Source organism: Bordetella pseudohinzii (genome assembly GCF_000657795.2).
GTDB classification, from domain to species: domain Bacteria; phylum Pseudomonadota; class Gammaproteobacteria; order Burkholderiales; family Burkholderiaceae_B; genus Bordetella; species Bordetella pseudohinzii.
On record NZ_JHEP02000018.1, the window covers coordinates 28462 to 48878 of the forward strand.

General features: G+C 66.9%; 20 protein-coding genes. 19 read left to right on the forward strand and 1 reads right to left on the reverse strand.

The window, feature by feature from the left end:
• Nucleotides 1-59 precede the first annotated feature (59 nt).
• The 8 genes from L540_RS18930 (at nucleotide 60) to L540_RS18965 (ending at nucleotide 10944) form a co-directional block, all read left to right on the forward strand.
• On the forward strand, nucleotides 60-3275 hold the full coding sequence (locus L540_RS18930) for an efflux RND transporter permease subunit (protein ID WP_043214649.1): 3216 nt from the start codon (nucleotides 60-62) through the stop codon (nucleotides 3273-3275).
• Nucleotides 3272-4798, forward strand: a complete 1527-nt coding sequence (locus L540_RS18935; RefSeq protein WP_043214651.1) for an efflux transporter outer membrane subunit — start codon at nucleotides 3272-3274, stop codon at nucleotides 4796-4798. The genes L540_RS18930 and L540_RS18935 overlap by 4 nt, the downstream gene beginning before the upstream one ends.
• Nucleotides 4795-5520 carry a pyridoxine 5'-phosphate synthase gene (locus tag L540_RS18940; protein WP_043214654.1) on the forward strand — a complete coding sequence of 242 codons (726 nt, stop codon included), beginning with the start codon at nucleotides 4795-4797 and terminating at the stop codon, nucleotides 5518-5520. The genes L540_RS18935 and L540_RS18940 overlap by 4 nt, the downstream gene beginning before the upstream one ends.
• A 137-nt stretch (nucleotides 5521-5657) precedes the next feature.
• On the forward strand, nucleotides 5658-6095 hold the full coding sequence (gene acpS, locus L540_RS18945) for a holo-ACP synthase (protein ID WP_043215537.1): 438 nt from the start codon (nucleotides 5658-5660) through the stop codon (nucleotides 6093-6095).
• Between the two features lie 10 nt (nucleotides 6096-6105).
• A complete protein-coding gene (nagZ, locus tag L540_RS18950; RefSeq protein ID WP_043214656.1) occupies nucleotides 6106-7164 on the forward strand; it encodes a beta-N-acetylhexosaminidase in 1059 nt (352 codons plus the stop codon).
• Complete coding sequence (uvrC, locus tag L540_RS18955) at nucleotides 7127-8950, forward strand: excinuclease ABC subunit UvrC (RefSeq protein ID WP_043214658.1); 1824 nt, start codon at nucleotides 7127-7129, stop codon at nucleotides 8948-8950. Before nagZ ends, uvrC begins: the two co-directional genes overlap by 38 nt.
• 43 nt (nucleotides 8951-8993) lie before the next feature.
• Nucleotides 8994-9566 (forward strand): CDP-diacylglycerol--glycerol-3-phosphate 3-phosphatidyltransferase, encoded by a 573-nt coding sequence (gene pgsA / locus L540_RS18960; RefSeq protein ID WP_043214660.1) that lies wholly within the window; start codon nucleotides 8994-8996, stop codon nucleotides 9564-9566.
• Nucleotides 9567-9705: 139 nt separating this feature from the next.
• The gene (locus L540_RS18965; RefSeq protein WP_043214663.1) at nucleotides 9706-10944 is read left to right on the forward strand and encodes an MFS transporter; all 1239 of its coding nucleotides are present in this window, start codon (nucleotides 9706-9708) and stop codon (nucleotides 10942-10944) included.
• A gap of 51 nt (nucleotides 10945-10995) precedes the next feature.
• Here the strand turns inward: L540_RS18965 and queF are convergent, their stop codons facing one another.
• The gene (gene queF / locus L540_RS18970) at nucleotides 10996-11838 is read right to left on the reverse strand and encodes an NADPH-dependent 7-cyano-7-deazaguanine reductase QueF (RefSeq protein ID WP_043214665.1); all 843 of its coding nucleotides are present in this window, start codon (nucleotides 11836-11838) and stop codon (nucleotides 10996-10998) included.
• A gap of 324 nt (nucleotides 11839-12162) precedes the next feature.
• On the opposite strand from queF, the gene aceA reads away from it, so the two are divergent.
• The 11 genes from aceA to L540_RS19025 all read left to right on the forward strand — a co-directional run bounded on the left by aceA (nucleotide 12163) and on the right by L540_RS19025 (nucleotide 20378).
• Nucleotides 12163-13479, forward strand: a complete 1317-nt coding sequence (gene aceA / locus L540_RS18975) for an isocitrate lyase (protein WP_043214668.1) — start codon at nucleotides 12163-12165, stop codon at nucleotides 13477-13479.
• 149 nt (nucleotides 13480-13628) lie between these two features.
• Complete coding sequence (locus L540_RS18980) at nucleotides 13629-14558, forward strand: P-type ATPase actuator domain-containing protein (RefSeq protein WP_043214671.1); 930 nt, start codon at nucleotides 13629-13631, stop codon at nucleotides 14556-14558.
• On the forward strand, nucleotides 14555-14698 hold the full coding sequence (gene ccoS, locus L540_RS21630) for a cbb3-type cytochrome oxidase assembly protein CcoS (protein ID WP_043214674.1): 144 nt from the start codon (nucleotides 14555-14557) through the stop codon (nucleotides 14696-14698). Before L540_RS18980 ends, ccoS begins: the two co-directional genes overlap by 4 nt.
• 101 nt (nucleotides 14699-14799) lie before the next feature.
• Complete coding sequence (gene ccoN, locus L540_RS18990; protein WP_043214676.1) at nucleotides 14800-16239, forward strand: cytochrome-c oxidase, cbb3-type subunit I; 1440 nt, start codon at nucleotides 14800-14802, stop codon at nucleotides 16237-16239.
• 9 nt (nucleotides 16240-16248) lie between these two features.
• Complete coding sequence (gene ccoO / locus L540_RS18995; protein ID WP_043214678.1) at nucleotides 16249-16878, forward strand: cytochrome-c oxidase, cbb3-type subunit II; 630 nt, start codon at nucleotides 16249-16251, stop codon at nucleotides 16876-16878.
• 1 nt (nucleotide 16879) lies between these two features.
• Entirely contained in the window at nucleotides 16880-17029 is a 150-nt protein-coding gene (locus L540_RS19000; protein WP_043214680.1) for a cbb3-type cytochrome oxidase subunit 3, read from the forward strand.
• Complete coding sequence (gene ccoP, locus L540_RS19005) at nucleotides 17022-17945, forward strand: cytochrome-c oxidase, cbb3-type subunit III (protein ID WP_043214682.1); 924 nt, start codon at nucleotides 17022-17024, stop codon at nucleotides 17943-17945. The genes L540_RS19000 and ccoP overlap by 8 nt, the downstream gene beginning before the upstream one ends.
• A 28-nt stretch (nucleotides 17946-17973) precedes the next feature.
• A complete protein-coding gene (gene ccoG, locus L540_RS19010) occupies nucleotides 17974-19410 on the forward strand; it encodes a cytochrome c oxidase accessory protein CcoG (RefSeq protein ID WP_048026651.1) in 1437 nt (478 codons plus the stop codon).
• A 31-nt stretch (nucleotides 19411-19441) separates the two neighbouring features.
• A complete protein-coding gene (locus tag L540_RS19015; RefSeq protein ID WP_043214687.1) occupies nucleotides 19442-19621 on the forward strand; it encodes a membrane protein in 180 nt (59 codons plus the stop codon).
• Nucleotides 19605-19853, forward strand: a complete 249-nt coding sequence (locus tag L540_RS19020; protein WP_043214689.1) for a hypothetical protein — start codon at nucleotides 19605-19607, stop codon at nucleotides 19851-19853. The genes L540_RS19015 and L540_RS19020 overlap by 17 nt, the downstream gene beginning before the upstream one ends.
• A gap of 63 nt (nucleotides 19854-19916) precedes the next feature.
• Complete coding sequence (locus L540_RS19025) at nucleotides 19917-20378, forward strand: MarR family winged helix-turn-helix transcriptional regulator (protein ID WP_043214691.1); 462 nt, start codon at nucleotides 19917-19919, stop codon at nucleotides 20376-20378.
• The last annotated feature ends 39 nt before the right edge of the window (nucleotides 20379-20417 follow it).

Genomic DNA, 20417 nt, shown 5'->3' on the forward strand with positions numbered 1-20417 from the left:
CGGCGCGCGGCGCGAGCCGCGTTCCTCGTTCGTGAGCATCGCTTTCAGAGTCAGCCCACATGCCGCAATTTTTCATTGATCGACCCATTTTTGCCTGGGTGGTTGCGCTGTTCATCCTGCTGGCGGGCATATTGGCCATCCCCAATATGCCTGTCGCGCAGTATCCGGACGTGGCGCCGCCGGCCATCACCATCACCGCGACCTATCCTGGCGCTTCGGCCAAGGAAGTGGCCGAGACGGTGACCAGTATCATCGAGGACGAGCTCAACGGGGCCAAGGGCCTGCTGTATTACGAGTCCGTCAGCGATTCCAATGGCCAGTCGCAGATCACCGCCACCTTCCGCCCGGGCACCGACCCGGACTTGGCGCAGGTGGACGTGCAGAACCGGATTTCCAACGTCACGGCCCAGCTGCCGGCGGCGGTGACCCAGCAGGGCCTGCAATACGAGCAGACCAGCGCCGGCTTCCTGCTCTTCGTGACGCTGTCCTCCACGGATGGCACGCTGGACCAGGCGGCGCTGGCCGACTACATCACCCGCAATATCAAGAACCCGATCTCGCGGGTGCCCGGGGTGGGCCAGTTCCAGCTCTTTGCCGCGCCCCGCGCCATGCGCATCTGGGTCGATCCGCAGAAGCTGGTGGGCTTCAACCTGAGCATGCAGGAAGTCAACCAGGCCATCGCCGCGCAGAACGTGCTGATCTCGGGCGGCTCGATCGGCGCGCCGCCCAATCCCAAGGAAGTGCGCGTCACGGCCACCGTCACGGCCAACGGCCAGCTGAGCACGGTCGACGGCTTCGGCAAGATCGTGCTGCGGGCCAACACCGACGGCTCCAAGGTGCTCCTGAGCGATGTGGCCCGCATCGAGGTGGGCGCGGACAACTATCAGTTTGGCGCGCGCCTGAACGGCCAGCCCACGGCGGCTTTCGCCATCGTGCTCTCGCCCGACGCCAACGCCTTGGAGACGGCCGACGGCATCCGCTCGCAGATGGCGGCGCTGTCCAAGTACTTCCCGGACAACATCAAGTACGAAATCCCGTATGACACCGCGCCCTATGTGAAGGTGTCCATCGAGAAGGTGATCCACACCCTGGTCGAAGCCATGGTGCTGGTGTTCCTGGTGATGTTCGTATTCCTGCAGAACGTGCGCTACACCCTGATCCCGGCGCTGGTGGTGCCGGTGGCCATGATGGGCGCCTTCGCGGTGATGCTGGCGCTGGGGCTGTCGATCAACGTGCTGACCATGTTCGCCATGGTGCTGGCCATCGGCATCCTGGTCGATGACGCCATCGTGGTGGTCGAAAACGTCGAGCGCATCATGGCGACCGAGGGCCTGCCGCCCAAGGAGGCCACGGCCAAGGCCATGCCGCAGATCACCGGCGCCATCATCGGCATCACGCTGGTGCTGGTGACGGTGTTCCTGCCGCTGGCCTTCATGAGCGGGTCGGTGGGCGTGATCTACCGCCAGTTCGCGGTGGCCATGGCCGTTTCGATCTTCTTCTCGGCCTTCCTGGCCCTGAGCTTCACGCCGGCCCTGTGCTCGACGCTGCTCAAGCCCATTCCCCAAGGGCACCACGAAGAGAAAAAGGGCTTTTTCGGCTGGTTCAACCGCAAGTTCGAGGCGACCACGCATCACTACCAGAACTGGATCTCGCGCGTGCTGCACAAGGGCGGGCGCATGATGATCCTGTTCGCGCTGCTGGTGGTGGCCCTGGGCTGGCTCTACCTGCGCCTGCCCTCGTCCTTCCTGCCCGAGGAAGACCAGGGCTATGTGATCAGCAATATCGAACTGCCGGCGGGCGCTTCGGCCAACCGCACCATCGAAGTCATCGAGGAGGTGGAGCATTATTTCCGCCAGCAGCCGGCCACCCAGAACATCGTGGCCGTGCAGGGCTTCTCGTTCAACGGCAACGGCCTGAACGCGGCCCTGGCCTTCATCACGCTCAAGGACTTCGCCGAGCGCAAGAGCGCGCAGGATTCCGCCCAGGCGATCGCGGGCGGCGCCTTCCAGCACTTGTTCATGGGGATCAAGGACGCCATGGTGTTCACCGTGGTGCCGCCGGCCATCTCGTCGCTGGGCAATGCCGCGGGCTTTGACTTCCGCCTGCAGGACCGTGGCGGCGCCGGCACCGAGGCCCTGGCCGCGGCGACCGGGCAGCTGATGGGCATGGCCATGCAGAGTCCGGTGCTCTCGCAGGTGCGCATCACCGGCCTGGGGCCGGGCGCGCAGCTGTCGCTGAACATCGACCGCGACAAGGCGGCCGCGCTGGGCGTGGACTTCTCCGAAGCGGCGCAGCTGATCTCGACGGCGGTCGGTTCGGCCTATCTGAGCAAATTCCCCAACATGGGCCGGATGCAGAACATCTGGGTGCAGGCCGACGAGAAGTACCGCATGCACATGGAAGACGTGCTCAACCTGAACGCCCGCAACAAGGACGGCGGCATGGTGCCCCTGTCGTCCTTCGTGACGGCCAAGTGGTCGCAAGGCCCGACCCAGGTGGTGCGCTACAACAGCTATGAGTCCGTCCGTATCGGCGGCGATGCCTCGCCCGGCCACTCGACCGGCGAAGCCATGGCCGAGATGGAGCGCCTGGTCGCCCAACTGCCCTCGGGCTTCGGCTACGAATGGAATGGTTTGTCCTACCAGGAGCGCCTGGCCGGCAACCAGGCCGTCATCCTGATGGCCCTGGCGCTGCTGGTGGTCTTCCTGGTGCTGGCGGCCCTCTATGAAAGCTGGGCCATCCCGCTGTCGGTCATGCTGGTGGTGCCGCTGGGCATGCTGGGCGCGGTGGGGCTGGTCACCGTGATGGGGATGTCCAACGACGTGTACTTCCAGGTGGGGATGGTGACCGTGATCGGCCTGGCGGCCAAGAACGCCATCCTGATCATCGAATTCGCCAAGGACCAGTACGCGCGGGGCAACGGCCTGTACGAGTCGGCGGTGGAGGCGGCGCGCCTGCGCTTCCGCCCCATCCTGATGACTTCGCTGGCCTTCATCCTGGGCGTGGTGCCGCTGGCCATCGCCACCGGCGCCAGCGCCGCCAGCCAGCGCGCCGTCGGTATCGGCGTGCTGGGCGGCATGCTGGCGGCCACGCCTTTCGCGGTGATCTTCGTGCCGACCTTCTTCGTGGTCGTCATGAGCCTGGTCAAGACCCGTCCGCGCCTGCTGGGCGCCGAGCTTCGCGCCTTCCAGGCCGAGCAGGCCGCCAAGAAGGCCGAAGAGGAAAAACAGGCAGCCAATACCCAAAACCAAGGCGGTCAGGAGAACAAGGAATGACGGCCCTGATGCATAAGCGCGGCGCCCTGGCGGTGCTGCTGGCCGCCGGCCTGGCCGGCTGCTCGCTGGCGCCGGACTACCATCGTCCGCAAGCGCCGGTGAACGCCGACTGGCCGGATCAGCCCAGGATCCGCTACGGCGCCTACAGTCAGCCCACCGAACTGGGCACGCAGCCGGCCGCCGCCGTGGCGCCGCCGGCCGAAACGGCGGCCGCCGAAATCGGCTGGCGCAGTTTCTTCCGCGATCCGCGGCTGCAGGCGCTGATCGAGCTGGCGCTGAACAACAACCGCGATCTGCGCGTGGCCGTGCAGAACGTCGAAGTCGCGCGCGCGCAATACGGCATCCAGCGCGGGGCGCAATGGCCGTCCATCGGCGCCGGCGTCCAGGGCACGCGCCAGCATCTGCCCAAGAATATGCGTGTGGGCGGGCCCGATTCGACGTCGATCAGCAGCCAGTACCAGGCCGGCATCGGCCTGACGACTTTCGAGATCGACCTGTTCGGCCGCCTGCGCAATCTGTCGGAAGCGGCGTACCAGCAATATCTGTCGACCGAGCAGGCCCAGCGGTCGGTGCACATCACCCTGGTGGGGGCGGTGGCGGAGTCGTATTTCAATCTGCGCGCGGCCGAGGTCCAGCTGGATCTCACGCGCAAGACGCTGCAGTCCCGCCAGGAGTCCTATAACCTCGTCAAAACGCGGTTTGACGGCGGCGTGGCTTCCGAACTCGACCTGAACCAGTCCAAGTCGCTGCTGGACTCGGCGTCTTCCGATCTGGCCCAGCTGGCGCGCGCGCGCGCCCAGGCGCTCAATGCGCTGATCGTGCTCGTGGGCCTGCCCAGCCTGCCGGCCGACCTGCCGCAGCCGGCCGAATTCGGCCGCGACCAGATTCTGGCGACCGTGCCGGCCGGCCTGCCCTCGGACCTGCTGGAGCGGCGGCCCGACATCCTGGCCGCCGAAAACCAGCTGCGCGCGGCCAAGGCCAATATCGGCGCGGCGCGGGCGGCTTTCTTTCCGACGATCTCGCTCACCGGCCTGCTGGGCGTGGCCAGCCCCTCGCTGGATACGCTGTTCCGGGGAGGGCAGGGCTATTGGAGCTTCTCGCCCCAGATCACCACGCCGCTGTTCGCCGGCGGCAGCATCATCGAAGGCCTGAACCTGGCCAAGGCGCGCGACAACATCGCCGTGGCGCAGTACGAGCAGACCATCCAGCAGGCTTTCCGCGAGGTATCCGACGCGCTGGCCGGCGAGGCGACCTATAGCGCCCAGCTGGATGCGCAGCGCGGCCTGCAGGCCTCTTCGGCCCGCACGCTGGAGCTGTCCAATATGCGCTATGTCAACGGCATTGACAGCTATCTGCAGGTGCAGACCGCCCAGGTGGATTTCTTCAATGCCCAGATCGCCCTGGTGCAGGCGGGCCTGGCCTCGCTCGTCAACCGCGTCGAACTCTACAAGGCCCTGGGAGGCGGCTGGCTGGAAAATACCGCCCTGTCCCAGGCTCAACCCACGACCACGCAACAACAATGATTGAACTTGGCGTCAATATCGACCACGTGGCCACGCTGCGCCAGCAGCGCCACACTGTTTATCCCGATCCGGTGGAGGCGGCCGTGCGCGCCGAGGACGCCGGCGCGGACCTGATCACCCTGCATCTGCGCGAAGACCGCCGCCATATCCAGGATGCCGATGTCTACGCGATCCGGCCGAAGTTGCGCACCCGCATGAACCTGGAGTGCGCGCTCACGCCCGAAATGCTGGAAATCGCCTGCGCGGTCAAGCCTGACGATGTCTGCCTGGTGCCGGAAAAACGGGCCGAGCTCACGACCGAGGGCGGACTGGACGTGCTGGGCCAGTTCGACGCCGTGGCCGATGCCGTGGCCCTGCTGGCCGAGGCCGGCATCCGGGTGTCGCTCTTCATCGATCCGGACGCCGCCCAGATCGAGGCCGCGGCGCGCGCCAAGGCGCCCGTCATCGAGCTGCACACCGGCGCCTATGCCGAGGCCGAGGGCGCACAGGCCGACAGCGAGCTGCAGCGCATCCGCGAGGCGGTCCGCGAGGGGCTGCGCCATGGCCTGCGCGTCAATGCCGGCCACGGCCTGCATTACGGCAATGTCCAATCCGTGGCCGCCATCGACGGGATTTCCGAGTTGAACATCGGGCATGCCATCGTGGCCCGGGCCGTCTTCGACGGCTGGGAGAAGGCCGTGCGCGACATGAAGGCCCTCATGATCCAGGCGCGCGGCCGCTGAAACCGTCGCCGGCGCCGGCTGGGCCGTCCCGCGGGGCGGCCTTTTTCATGGGCGGGCGAGGCCGTGTGGATGCGCCCGGGCTCGCGTATGATTTCGCTATTGCGGCGCCTTCCGGCGCCGGCCTTTTCCGGTTTGCCATGGTCTCTTTCAGCCTCCCCAGCGGCGCCATCGCCGGCATCGGCATGGACCTGATCCGCGTCGATCGCATCTCCCGAGCCCTGGAGCGCCATGGCGAGCGCTTTGCCGAAAAAATACTCGGCGTCCAGGAGATGGAAAAATTCCGCGCCCGCAGCGCCCGCGATCCGGCGCGCGGCGTGCGTTTCCTGGCCACGCGCTTTGCCGCCAAGGAAGCCTTCTCCAAGGCCATCGGCCTGGGGATGCGCATGCCCATGACCTGGAACCGGGTGCAGACGCTGAACGCGCCGGGCGGCCGCCCCGTGCTCGTCATCGACGCGGCGCTGCGGCCCTGGTTCGAGCAGCGTTTCGGTGCGGCCCATGTCTCGATCACCGATGAATCCGACATGGCCGCCGCCTATGTCATCGTGGAGTCCCGGACCGGGACGTCCACCCACTGAGGACCGTTTGATGTCGAAATCCAAGAAACACCGCCAGCTGCCGCCCGGACCGGTCATGGTCGATGTGGCGGGCACGCGGCTGACCAAGGAAGAAAAGCAGCGCCTGCGCCATCCCCTGGTGGGCGGCGTGATCCTGTTCGCGCGCAACTTCGAGAACCGCGCCCAGCTGACGGCGCTCACGCGCAAGATCCACGAGGCGCGCGGCGAACCGCTGCTGATCGCGGTGGACCACGAAGGCGGCCGCGTGCAGCGTTTCCGCGAGGATGGCTTCACGGCCTTGCCGCCCATGCGCGCGCTGGGCGAGGCCTGGGACCGCGATCCGCTGGCGGCCATGCGGCTGGCGACCGCGGCCGGCTATGTGCTGGCCGCCGAGCTGCGGGCCTGTGGCGTGGACATGAGCTTCACGCCCGTGCTGGACCTGGACTACGGCGTGAGCAAGGTGATCGGCAACCGCGCCTTCCATCACGATCCGCGCGTGGTCGCCATGCTGGCGCGTGCCCTGATCCAGGGCCTGGCGCTGGCCGGCATGGCCGCCTGCGGCAAGCATTTCCCCGGCCATGGCTATGTCCAGGCCGATTCGCACCACGAGATCCCGGTCGACAAGCGCTCGCTGGCCGACATCCTGAAGGACGATGCCGCGCCTTATGGCTGGCTGGGCGACGGCGTCCTGTCCTCGGTCATGCCGGCCCATGTGATCTATCCCAAGGTGGACAGCCGGCCCGCCGGCTTCTCGCGCCGCTGGGTGACCGATATCCTGCGCGGCCAGCTCGCCTATGACGGCGTGGTGTTCTCCGATGACCTCACCATGGAAGGCGCTTCGGTGGCCGGCGACATCCTGGCCCGCGCCCAGGCGGCCCTGTCGGCCGGCTGCGACATGGTGCTGGTCTGCAACCGCCCGGACCTGGCCGATGAATTGCTGGGCCGCCTCGACCTTGCGCCGGCGCCGGAATCGGTGGCGCGCATCCGCCGCCTGGCGCCGGCCTTCGCGAGCCCGGATTGGGATGGCCTGCAGGCCGATTCACGCTATCAGCATGCCCGACGACTTCAATCTCAAATCGTTTCTGGCTGATCTGCCGCATCTGCCCGGCGTCTATCGGCATCTGGATGCCGCCGGGGAGGTGCTGTATGTCGGCAAGGCGCGCGACCTGAAGAAGCGCGTGTCTTCGTATTTCCAGAAGAACCTGGCCAGTCCGCGTATCGCGCAGATGGTGGGCAAGGTCGCGCGCGTGGAGGTGACGGTCACGCGCTCGGAGGCCGAGGCGCTGATTCTTGAAAACAACCTCATCAAGAGCCTGCACCCGCGCTACAACATCCTGTTCCGTGATGACAAGTCCTATCCCTATCTGCTGATCACCGGACATGCCTGGCCGCGCATCGCCTACTACCGCGGCGCCACCAACAAGCGCGGCCAGTACTTCGGTCCTTATCCCAATGCCTGGGCGGTGCGCGAAACCATACAGATCCTGCAGAAGGTCTTTCGCCTGCGCACCTGCGAGGACACGGTGTTCGCCAACCGCTCGCGCCCCTGCCTGCTGCACCAGATCGGGCGCTGCTCGGCGCCTTGCGTGCAGGCCATCGAGGCGGCCGACTACGCGCGCGACGTGCAGCGCGCCGCGCGTTTTCTCAATGGCGAGGCGCGCGAGGTCATGGACGAAATCGAGGCCCGCATGCTGCAGGCCTCCAGCGAGCTGCGCTTCGAGGAAGCCGCGGCCCTGCGCGACCAGATGGGCTCGCTGTCCAAGGTCTTGCACCAGCAGACCATGGAAAACGTCGGCGGCGAAGACACCGATGTGATCGCCGTGGCCGCCGGCGGCGGCAAGGTCTGCGTCAACCTGGCCATGGTGCGGGGCGGCCGGCACCTGGGCGACAAGCCTTTTTTTCCCGCCCACGCCGAGGGCGAGGCGGCGGCCGAAGTGCTGGAGGCTTTTGTCGCCCAGCACTATGCGGACAATGCCTTGCCGCCGGTGCTGGTGTGCTCGCACGCCTTGCCCGATCCGGCGCTGGTCGGGCTGCTGGCCGAGCAGGCCGGCACGCGCTGCCGGCTGCTGACGCGGCCCCAGGGCGTGCGGCGCTCCTGGCTGGAGCAGGCCCAGAAGAACGCCGAGATGGCCCTGGCGCGCGCCCTGACCGAATCCGGCGCGCGCGCCGCGCGCACCCTGGCCCTGGCCGAAGCCCTGGACATGGATACCGACGAGGCCGCGCTCGACGCCCTGCGCATCGAGTGCTTCGATATCAGCCATACGGCGGGCGAGGCGACCCAGGCGTCCTGTGTGGTCTTTCTGCATCATGACATGCAGCCATCGCTCTACCGGCGTTACAACATCGTCGGCATCACGCCCGGCGACGACTACGCCGCCATGCGGCAGGTGCTGACGCGGCGTTTCGGCAAAGTGGCCGATGGCGAGGCGCCCATGCCGGGCCTGGTGCTGATCGACGGCGGCAAGGGCCAGGTGGAGGTCGCGCGCCAGGTCTTCGCCGAACTGGGCCTGGACATCGCCACCCTGGTCGGCGTGGCCAAGGGCGAAGGACGCAAGGTCGGACTCGAAACCCTGGTTTTCGCCGATGGGCGTCCGCCCGTGGCGCTGGGCAAGGAGTCGGCCGCCCTCATGCTGATCGCCCAGGTGCGCGACGAAGCCCACCGTTTCGCGATCACCGGCATGCGGGCCAAGCGCGCCAAGGCGCGCAATGTGTCCCGGCTGGAGGAGATCGAGGGGGTGGGGGCCAAGCGGCGCCAGCGCCTGCTGGCGCGCTTCGGCGGGCTGTCCGGCGTGACCTCGGCCGGCATCGAAGACCTGGCTTCGGTCGAGGGGATTTCAGAAGAATTGGCCCAGCGGATCTATGATGCCCTGCATTGACGACGGGCGTCCGCTGGGCGGCTGATGTAGCATACGGGGCACTATGCCGATAAACGTACCCATTTTCCTGACGTGGCTGCGCATCGCCATGATTCCGCTGGTGGTCGGGCTGTTCTATATCCCCGATGCCTGGATGTCGGTCGGTGTGCGCGATACGCTGGCGGCCGTGGCCTTCATCGTGGCGGCCCTGACCGACTGGTTCGATGGCTGGCTGGCGCGCCGCTGGAACCAGACCTCGGCCTTTGGCGCCTTCCTGGACCCGGTGGCGGACAAATTGATGGTTTGCGCCGCCCTGATCGTGCTGCTGGACCTGAGCCGCGTGGATGCCTTTATCTCGCTCATCATCATCGGCCGCGAGATCACGATTTCGGCCCTGCGCGAATGGATGGCCAAGATAGGCGCCAGCGCCAGCGTGGCCGTGCATCGCCTGGGCAAGTTCAAGACCGCCGCGCAGATGGTGGCCATCCCCTGCCTGCTTTACAACCAGAAGCTCTGGGGCGTGGATGCGCGCCTGCTGGGCAACTGGCTGATCCTGCTGGCCGCCGTGCTGACGGTGTGGTCCATGCTGTATTACCTGCAGCGCGCCTGGCCGGCCATCCGCGAAAAGGCGGGCTGAGTGATTTCGGGGCGGACGGCGCGCGGGCGCCGGCGGCCCCCCATCCCTAGAGGCCATTCGAGTGGCCCGATGAGCGTGGCGGCGCGGCCGCCACGGACCGGAGACTTTTTCAGGGGGCCGCAGCCGGCCCTGTTTGCGCATGAACACCGCTACCGCTGTATCCGATTCCCCCAACCTGCGCCGCCGGGACTGGCAGATCATCCTGCTGATCGGCGTGGCCCATGCCAGCTCGCACTTCTTCCAGCTTGTCCTGCCCTCGCTCTACGTCTCGCTGGGCAATGAGTTCGGGCTGGACTTTGCCCGCCTGGGCCTGCTGGTATCGGTGTTTTATGTCGTCTCGGGGCTGGGCCAGGCCTCGTCGGGCTTTATCGTCGACCGCGTCGGCGCGCGTCCCGTGCTCTGGTTCGGCCTGTCCTGCTTCGTGCTGTCGGCCGTGCTGATCGGCTCGGCCAACGGCTACGGCATGCTGATATTGGCGGCCGCCATCGGCGGCATCGGCAACTCCATTTTCCACCCCGCGGATTACTCCATCATCAACCACCGGGTCAGCCCGGCCCGCCTGGGCCATGCGTTCTCGGCCCATGGCCTGACGGGCAACCTGGGCTGGGCGCTCACGCCGGTCTTCATCACCTCCATCACGCTGCTGGCCAATTGGCGCGTGGCGGCGTTTTCGGCCGCGGCGCTGGTGGCCGTCATCCTGCTGCTGACCGTGCTGGGCCGGGATCTGCTGGGCGGCCAGGTCCAGCCGCGCGCCGATGACAAGGCCGCCGCGCCGCAGCCCAGCGCCTGGCAGACCCTGACCGCGCTGTTGGCGCGCCCGGCCTTGTGGGGCGCTTTCCTGTTCTTTGCCTTCACCTCGATCGCGCTGTCCTCGGTGCAGAACTACACCATCCCCTTGCTGGCTCAGCTGTATGACCTGTCCAAGGTCGCGGCCAGCTCGGCGCTGTCGGGCTATATGGTGGCCTCGGCCGTGGGCATGGCCGCGGGCGGCTTCCTGGTGTCGGCCACGCCGCGCACCGAGCGCACCGTGACGGCCGCCCTCATCCTGGCGGGCCTGACCCTGGTGGTGCTGGCCATGGGCTGGGTGCCGGCGTCGATGGCGGCCTTGGTGGTCGGCCTGGCCGGCTTCTGCTCGGGCGTGGCCGCGCCTTCGCGCGACATGCTGATCCGCCGCGTCACGCCCAAGGGCTCCACCGGCTCGGTCTATGGCCTGGTCTATTCGGGCATGGACGTGGGTTCGGCCCTGGGGCCCCTGGGTTTCGGCCTCCTGCTGGATGCCGGCCTGGCGCAGGGGCCGTGGATAGGGGCGGGCCTGGCCTTCGCGATCGCGGCCATCCTGGCGCAGTGGATCGCGATCCAGGCGCGCAAGGCATCCTGAGCCTGTCCGGCCCAGCCCTGATATGAAACAGGCCCCGCGAGGGGCCTGTTTTCATTGGCGGGCGGTGCGGATATCGGCTGGCGCGCCGGCGGCCGTGTTGCTGCGCCAGGGATTGATGTCCAGGCCGCCGCGGCGGGTGTAGCGGGCGTAGACGCTGAGCTGCTCGGGCTGGCAGGCGCGCATCAGGTCGCAGAAGATGCGTTCGACGCAATGCTCGTGGAATTCGGCATGCTGCCGGAACGAAACGATGTACTTGAGCAGGGCGGCGCGGTCGATGGGGCGGCCCCGGTAGGCGATCTGCACGCTGCCCCAGTCGGGCTGGCCCGTCACCGGGCAATTGGATTTCAGCAGGCGCGAGACCAGGGTCTCCTGGACGACCTCGCCTTCGGTGCAGGCCAGCAGCTGCGGCGCCGGCTCATAGCAATCGATCTCGACATCCAGCTTGTCCAGGCTGATGCCTTCGAGCTCGGCGATGCGCAGCGTCTCGAAGCGCTGCGGCAGGATGAAATCCATCTCCATGGGCGCGCCGGCGGCGGCCGACAGGTCGGCCTCAAGCCGTTCGCGCAGGGCCTGGGCATTGGGCAGGCGCGTCTGGTTGAAGGAGTTCAGGTAAAGCTTGAAGGACTTGGACTCAATGATATTGGGGCTGTCGGCCGGCACCCGGAAGCTGGCCATGGCAATGCGCGGCTTGCCCTTGGCGTCCAGCCAGGAGACCTCATAGGCATTCCAGATATCGACGCCGCGAAAGGGCAGCGCGCTGCCCGGCAGCGGCGTCAGGCTGTCCAGGCCCAGGCTGGCGCGGTTTTCGGCGCGCGGAATGGGAAAGAGCAGCGAAGCATCGTATTCGGAGGGATAGGCCACGCTGTGGCCCAGCGGCGCGTCGGTAAGCGGCATGGAGAGGACGAAAGGCAAATCAGGTCGATGCCCGCATTGTAGGGCTTTGGAAGCGGCGTTTTTTTTGCATGGTGAAATCCCGTTCGCGGCATGTGAAAGCGCATGCTGCGCAGCAGCGAAGCGGCATTTCATGGCAATCAATATGATTTCGCAATGCGAAACATAATCTGTAGCTCATTGATTTTAAATGGAAAAATTTTCCTTTCACGACCGGCTTCGCAGGCACGCTGCTGCGCAGCATGTCCGTAGACTGTCCTCCATGGATTCGCGGCAAGACAGACCCTGAATCCCTTGCTTCGCAAACCTCACTACTGGAGAGACACCATGAGCCAACGCGAAACCGATATCCGCAAACTGGAACAGGACTGGGCCGAGAATCCCCGCTGGAAGGGGATCAAGCGCGCCTACTCGGCCGACGAGGTGATCCGCCTGCGCGGCTCCACCCAGGTCGAGCACACGCTGGCGCGCCGCGGCGCGACCCGCCTGTGGCAGTCGCTGCATACCGAGCCCTTTGTCAATTCGCTGGGCGCGCTGACCGGCAACCAGGCCATGCAGCAGGTCAAGGCCGGCCTGAAGGCCATCTATCTCTCCGGCTGGCAGGTGGCGGGCGACGCCAACCTGGCCGGCGAAATGTATCCCGACCAATCGCTCTATCCGGCCAACTCCGTGCCGCAGGTGGTTCGCCGCATCAATAATTCCCTGGCCCGCTGCGACCAGATCCAATGGATGGAAGGCAAGAACCCGGGCGACGAAGGCTATGTGGATTACTTCGCGCCCATCGTGGCCGACGCCGAGGCCGGCTTTGGCGGCGTGCTCAACGCCTTCGAGCTGATGAAGGGCATGATCGAGGCGGGCGCGGCCGGCGTGCACTTCGAGGACCAGCTGGCGTCGGTGAAGAAATGCGGCCACATGGGCGGCAAGGTGCTGGTGCCGACCCGCGAGGCCGTCGCCAAGCTCATCGCCGCCCGCCTGGCCTCCGATGTAATGGGCACGCCCACGCTGCTGCTGGCGCGCACCGATGCCGACGCGGCCGACCTCGTGACCAGCGATGTGGACGAGAACGACCGTCCCTTCATTACCGGCGAGCGCACCGTGGAAGGCTTCTTCCGCACCCGCGCCGGGATAGACCAGGCCATCTCGCGCGGCCTGGCCTATGCGGCCTATGCCGACCTGATCTGGTGCGAGACGTCCACGCCCAATCTGGAGTACGCCCGCAAGTTCGCCGACGCCATCCATCGCAAGTATCCGGGCAAGCTGCTGGCCTATAACTGCTCGCCGTCCTTCAACTGGAAGAAGAACCTGGACGACGCGACCATCGCCAAGTTCCAGCGCGAGCTGGGCGCCATGGGCTACAAGTTCCAGTTCATCACGCTGGCCGGTTTCCATTCGCTGAACTACGGCATGTTCGAGCTGGCCCATGGCTACGCCCGCCGCCAGATGAGCGCCTTCGTCGAGCTGCAGCAGAAGGAGTTCGCCGCCGCCGAGCTGGGCTTTACCGCCGTGAAGCACCAGCGCGAAGTGGGCACCGGCTACTTCGACGCCGTCACCCAGACTATCGAGGGCGGCCAGTCCTCGACCACGGCCCTGACCGGCTCGACCGAAGAGGCCCAGTTCGAGCACGGCGAGGCCCAGGCCGCTTGAGCGCGGCGCGATTTCGGATGCGGTAGTACCTGTTTGTAGGGTGGAGTGTTTGGGGGACCGGCGGGTCCCCCTTTTTTTCGGGGCGCCATATGGGCGCGGCTTGATTTGCGTCAAGCGGGGCGGGCGGCGGCGGCCTTAGCATCGCGCCCATGCGCGCCCATTCCCTGTTCGCCCTGCCGCCGGCCCTGCCCGCGCCGCAACGCCTCGCCCGCCGGCATGCCTTGCTGCGCCTGGGCGTGGCCTGGCTGGCGATGATGCAGGCCATGATGTTCGCCTGGCCTGGTTATGTCCGGCCCGAGACCATGCCCGCCGATGCCTTGTCTACCCTGGACACGGCGATCGTGCTGATGAATTGGGCCAGCCTGCTGGTGAGCGTGCCGGTCGTGCTGTATTGCGCCTGGCCCGTCTGGGCCGGCGCCTGGCGCAGCGTGCGCGAGGGCCGCGCCGGCATGGATGTGCCGGTGGCCCTGGGCATCCTGGCCGCCTTTCTGCCCAGCGCGCAGGCCACCTGGCTGGGGCAGGGCGCCGTCTATTTCGATTCGGTCACGATGTTCGTGGCCTTTCTGTTGAGCGCCCGCTATCTCGATCTCTGCGCGCGCCAGGCCAGCCTGCTGGCGCCACCGGCGGCGCGCACGATGCTGGCCCTGACCGGACGCGCGCTATCGGGCCGGGCCGACCGCGTGGCCGCGCAGTTCGTGACCGCGCAGGTGGTGCTCGCCTTGGGCGCGGGCCTGGCCTGGATGCACTGGGAGCCCGCCCGCGCGCTGCCCGTCATGGTGGCTTTGCTCGTCATGAGCTGCCCCTGCGCCATGGCGATGGCGGTTCCGGCGGCCCTGGCCGCCGCCCACAAGGCCGCGGGCGAACAGGCCTGCGCCAGCCCGGCGGCGCTGGCGCGCCTGCGCCACGAGCTGCGGCGCAATGCCCTGGGCAGTCTTTACGGCTCCCTGGCCTGGCATCTCATGATGGTGCCGCTGGCGCTGGCCGGCTGGGTGGCGCCCTGGCTGGCGGCCCTGACGATGTTCCTGTCTTCGATGGCCGTGGCCGGACATGCCTGGCGGCTGTGCCGGAGATGGGCATGAACATCCTCTATCTGCTGCTGCCGCTGTCCTTGCTCTTCGTGCTGGGCATAGGCGCGGCCCTGTGGTGGGCCGTGCTCGACGGCCAGTACGAAGAGACCGAAGACGCCGCGCTGTCGATATTGCGCGACAAAGAAGGCTGACGCTCAGACTCCTTGACGCAAATCAAGCCGGCCGCCATGCCGCTCGCGCATCATCCCTGCCTGGAGAAGAAGCAGCGCCAACTTTGGGTGAGGGGAAGGGCATGAGCGACCCGGTCGCAATACAGGAAGAGGCCTTCAACTACGGCGTGGTTCGGCAGTTCGCGATCATGACCGTGGTCTGGGGTATCGTCGGCATGGCGGTGGGGGTGCTGATCGCCGCCCAGCTGATCTGGCCGCAATTGAATTTCGACACGCCGTGGCTGAGCTATGGCCGGCTGCGGCCTTTGCATACGAATGCGGTGATCTTCGCCTTTGGCGGCAGCGCCTTGTTCGCGACCTCGTATTACGTGGTGCAGCGCACCTGCCAGACGCGGCTGTTCTGCGCGCGCCTGGCGGCTTTCACTTTCTGGGGCTGGCAGGCCGTGATCGTGGCGGCCGCCATCACGCTGCCCATGGGCTATACCAGCAGCAAGGAATACGCCGAACTGGAATGGCCCATCGATATCCTGATCACCCTGGTCTGGGTGGCTTATGCGGTGGTGTTCTTCGGCACCATCGTCAAGCGGCGCGTCAAGCATATCTACGTCGCCAATTGGTTTTTCGGCTCCTACATCCTGACGATCGCGCTGCTGCATGTGGTCAACAATATCGAGATCCCGGTCTCGATGTGGAAGTCCTACTCGGCCTATGCGGGCGTGCAGGACGCCATGGTGCAGTGGTGGTATGGCCATAATGCGGTGGGCTTCTTCCTGACCACGAGCTTTCTGGGCATGATGTATTACTTCGTGCCCAAGCAGGCGGGGCGGCCCATCTATTCCTATCGCCTGTCCATCGTGCACTTCTGGGCGCTGGCCTTCACGTATATGTGGGCCGGGCCGCATCACCTGCTCTACACCTCGCTGCCCGACTGGACGCAGTCGCTGGGCATGACTTTCTCGCTCATCCTGCTGGCGCCGTCCTGGGGCGGCATGATCAACGGCATCATGACGCTGCAGGGCGCCTGGCACAAGCTGCGCACCGACCCCATCCTGAAGTTCCTCGTGACGGCGCTGTCCTTCTACGGCATGGCGACCTTCGAGGGTTCGATGATGTCCATCCGTTCGGTGAACGCGCTGTCTCACTACACCGACTGGACCATCGGCCATGTGCACTCGGGCGCCCTGGGCTGGGTGGCCATGATCACCTTCGGCTCGCTGTACTACCTGATCCCGCGCCTCTACGGCCGCCAGGCCATGCACAGCGTGCGCGCCATCGAGCTGCATTTCTGGATCGCGACCCTGGGCGTGGTGCTGTATATCGCCGCGATGTGGGTGGCCGGGGTGCAGCAGGGGCTGATGTGGCGCGCCACGGCTCCGGACGGCACGCTGGTCTATAGCTTCGTGGAAGAACTCAAGACGCGGGTGCCGTTCTACGTCATCCGCCTGCTCGGCGGCGGCTTGTTCCTGTCCGGCATGGGCATCATGGCCTGGAATGTCTGGATGACGGTGCGAGGCGCTCGGGCGGTCAACCCTTCGGTGCCGCGCCCGGCGCTGGCGGCCTGAGGAGCGCATATGTCGGAGCAATCGCGTTTCTTTTCGCACCAGACGCTGGAGAAGAATATCGGCCTGATGATCGTGGCCAGTATCGTGGTGGTGTCCTTCGCCGCGCTGGCCCAGATCGTGCCGCTGTTTTTCCAGCATTCGACCACCGAGCCCGCGCCGGGCCTGCGGCCCTACGAGGCGCTGACCCTGATCGGCCGCGACATCTATATCCGCGAGGGCTGCGTGAGCTGCCATTCCCAGCAGATCCGCACGCTGCAATCCGAAGTGCAGCGCTACGGCCCTTACTCCGTGGCGGGCGAGTCGGTATTCGATCATCCCTTTCTGTGGGGGTCCAAGCGTACCGGGCCCGATCTGGCCCGCGTGGGCCAGCGCTACTCGGATGACTGGCATCGCATGCATTTGCGCGACCCGCGCGCCGTGGTGCCGGAGTCCAATATGCCGGCCTATCCTTGGCTGCAGCGGCGCAGCGTCGCCGATGCCGACGTGAAGGACCGCATGCGGGCCTTGCGCCGCGCGGGCGTGCCCTATGGCGATGAACAGATCGCCCGCGCGCCGGCCGCCCTGGCCGGCAAGACCGAAGAAGATGCCCTGGTGGCTTATCTGCAGAGCCTGGGCGTGCGCCAAAAGGAAGGGGAATGAGATGGCCTGGATAACTGCGGCGATGACCGTCCTGTCGATGGCGACCTTTCTGGGCATCGTGGCCTGGGCCTGTTGCCGCGGCCGCGAGCAAGCCAACCGCGAATCGGCGCAACTGCCCTTCGCCCTGCCGGACGAGGGCTGCCATGAGTGATTTCGTCAGCGGCTTCTGGGGGCGGTTCATCACGGTGCTTGCCCTGGGCGGCATCGCCTGGTGCGTCTGGCTGCTGTTCTCCCAGCGCCGCTGGTTGAACAAGGCCCCGGGCGGCGCGGTCGAGGATACCGGCCATGTCTGGGACGAAGACCTGAGAGAGCTGAACAATCCGGTGCCGCGCTGGTGGACCTGGATGTATCTGCTGACCTGCGTCTTCGCCCTGGCCTATCTGTATCTTTTTCCGGGCCTGGGCGCCTATGCGGGCGCGCTGGGATTCAGTAGCGCGGGCGAGGTCCGGGCACAGCAGGACAAGCTGGCCGAGTCCGTCAAGCCGCTGTATGCGCGCTTTGCCGGCATGGACCCGGCCCAGCTGGCGGCCGACCCGGGCGCGCGCGAGATCGGCCAACGCCTGTTTCTCAACACCTGCTCGCAATGCCATGGCTCCGATGCCAAGGGCGGGCCGGGCTTTCCCAATCTGACCGACAATGACTGGCTGCATGGCGGATCGCCCGAGGCCATCGCGCAGAGCATCCGCGACGGGCGCCATGGCATGATGCCGGCATGGAAGGGCACGATAGACGCCAGGATGGCGGGCGATATCGCCCACTATGTGCGCTCGCTTTCCGGCCTGGCCGCCGATCCCGTGCGCGTCTTCCGGGGCAGGCGCGAGTTCGGCAACTACTGCGTGGCCTGCCACGGCGTGGACGCCAGGGGCAACCCGGCGCTGGGCGCGCCCAATCTCGCCGACGATATCTGGCTCTACGGCAGTTCCGAGGCCAGCATCACGCGCACCATACTCGAAGGGCGGGACAACCGGATGCCGGCGCATCGCGAGCTGCTCAGTCCCGAGCAGATCCAGCTGTTGAGCGCCTGGGTGTGGAATCTGTCGCGGCGCGAGCCGCGGGAGCGGCCATGAGGTGGCCGGCCATCCAGGGGTGCCTGGCATGAACCCGCCCGACGCCGGGACGCCCTGGCAACCGGCGCTGCCGCCGCCGGGATCGGTGGAGCAGGCGCTGGACGAGGTGCGCGGCAAGATCCACCCGCGTTCGGTCAGCGGACGCTACGCGCGCTGGCGCGTGGCGCTGGTCATCGTCACGCAGCTCGTCTTCTACGGCCTGCCCTGGCTGCGGTATGACGGACGCCAGGCGGTGCTCTTCGACCTGGGCGCGCGCAAGTTCTACCTTTTTGGCCTGGTGCTCTGGCCGCAGGACGCCATCTATCTGGCGCTCTTGCTGGTGATCTGCGCCCTGGCGCTGTTCTTGTTCACCGCGATCGCCGGACGGCTGTTCTGCGGCTATGCCTGCCCGCAGACGGTCTACACCGAACTCTTCATGTGGATAGAGCGCCGCGTCGAAGGCGACAGGCTGGCGCGCATCCGCCTGGACGAAGCGCCCTGGGATGCGCGCAAATGGCGTCTCAAGATCACCAAGCATGCGCTGTGGCTGGCCCTGGCCTGGTGGACGGGTTCGACCTTCATCGGCTATTTCGCGCCCATACGGGAGCTGGGCGGACAGCTGTTCGCCGGCCAGTTGGGCGCCTGGCAGTGGTTCTGGATGCTGTTCTATGGCTTCGCCACCTGGGGCAATGCCGGCTTCATGCGCGAGTCGGTCTGCAAATACATGTGCCCCTATGCGCGCTTCCAGAGCGTGATGGTGGATCCGGACACCTATGTCGTCACCTATGACCGGCCGCGCGGCGAACCGCGGGGAGGGCGTTCGCGCCGCCTTGATCACCGCGGCGCCGGCATGGGCGATTGTGTGGATTGCAGCCTGTGCGTGCAGGTCTGTCCGACGGGCATCGACATCCGCGACGGCCTGCAATACCTGTGCATCGGCTGCGGCGCCTGTGTCGACGCCTGCGGCGCGGTCATGGACAAGATGCGCTATCCGCGCGGCCTGATCCGCTATACCTCCGAGCGCGCCATGCAGCAGGGCTTGTCGCCCGGGCAGGCGCGCAGGCGCCTGCTGCGCCCGCGCGTGTGGATCTATGGCGCGCTCCTGCTGCTGCTTTGCCTGGGATTGGCCGCATCGCTGGCGATGCGCAGCCCGCTGCGCCTGGACGTCATGCGCGATCGCGGCGTGCTGGGCCGCGAGACGGCTGGCGGCGAGATTGAAAACGTCTACCGCCTGCAGTTCATCAATACCTCCGACCGGCCCCTGACGCTGCGCCTGACGGCGCAGGGGCTGCCCGGGCTGCGCGTGCTGGCCTTGCCGCAGGAGCGGGAGGTGCTCAAGCTGCCGGCGGCCAGCAATACGCTGGTGCCCGTGCTGATCCGCGGCAAGGGCGCGGCTCCGGGCTCGCATCCCATTGTGCTGCGCGCCGGGACGGTCCCCGCCGGGCCGCAAGTCGAGGAAGCCGCCATTTTCTACGTGCCCGAATAAGGCGGGCGCCGTGCAGAACAAGGAGAGCGCGATGCAAAAACCGTCCGGCCCCTGGTGGCGCGAACCCTGGCCGTGGCTACTGATGGCCGGGCCGGCCCTGGCCATGGCGGCCTGCGGCCTGACCATTTATCTCGCGGTCGCCCATGACGATCCGCCGGCGCAAGGGGCGGCCCGGCGCGGCCTGGTGGTGGAACATGCGCCGCGCACCTAGCCTGGGCTTCTGGATAGGAGTGTTGTGGCCGTCCTTCCTGGCGGCCGGTCTGGCCAGCGGCCTTATCTTCGCCCTCATCGATCCGCTGGACGTGGCCATCCTCGGCGCGCACACGGTCGGCCGCAGCGGCTTCTACACCGTGACGTTTTTTCTGCTCTGGGCCATGGGCGCCGGCTCCAGCGCGCTGACGTTGTGGCTGCAGCCCGACCGGGACGCGGACGAGGAAGACTAGCCATCCTGGCAACTTAAAAAATCGCTTGCTATTGTATAGGACGCGATCTAATATGCCTTCATCATGAAAGCCAAGACGTCCTCCGCCCCGCCTTCGCTGCTGCTCGATGACCAGCTGTGCTTCGCCCTGCATTCGACCACGCTGGCGATGAACAAGGTCTATCGCAAGCGGCTGGCCGCGCTGGGGCTGACGTATTCCCAGTACCTGGTCATGATGGTGCTGTGGGAGCAGGATGGGTTGACGCTGTCGGACATCGGCAAGCGCCTCTTCCTGGATTCGGCGACGCTGACCCCCCTGCTCAAGCGGCTGGAGGCCGCCGGCCTGCTGCGGCGCGACCGGGGCCAGCATGATGAGCGCCAGATCATCATCAGCCTGACCCCGCAAGGCCAGGCCCTCAAGGCCCGGGCGGCCTCGGTGCCGCAGGGCATCGCCCAGGCCCTGGCCTGTTCGGCCGAGGAGGCGCATGCCCTCAAGGCCCGCCTGGAGCGTTTGCGCGCGCAGTTGGCGCAGGACGAACCGGGCTGATCCCGTTTGCATGGCGCGGCGATGTCCGTGGCACCGCGT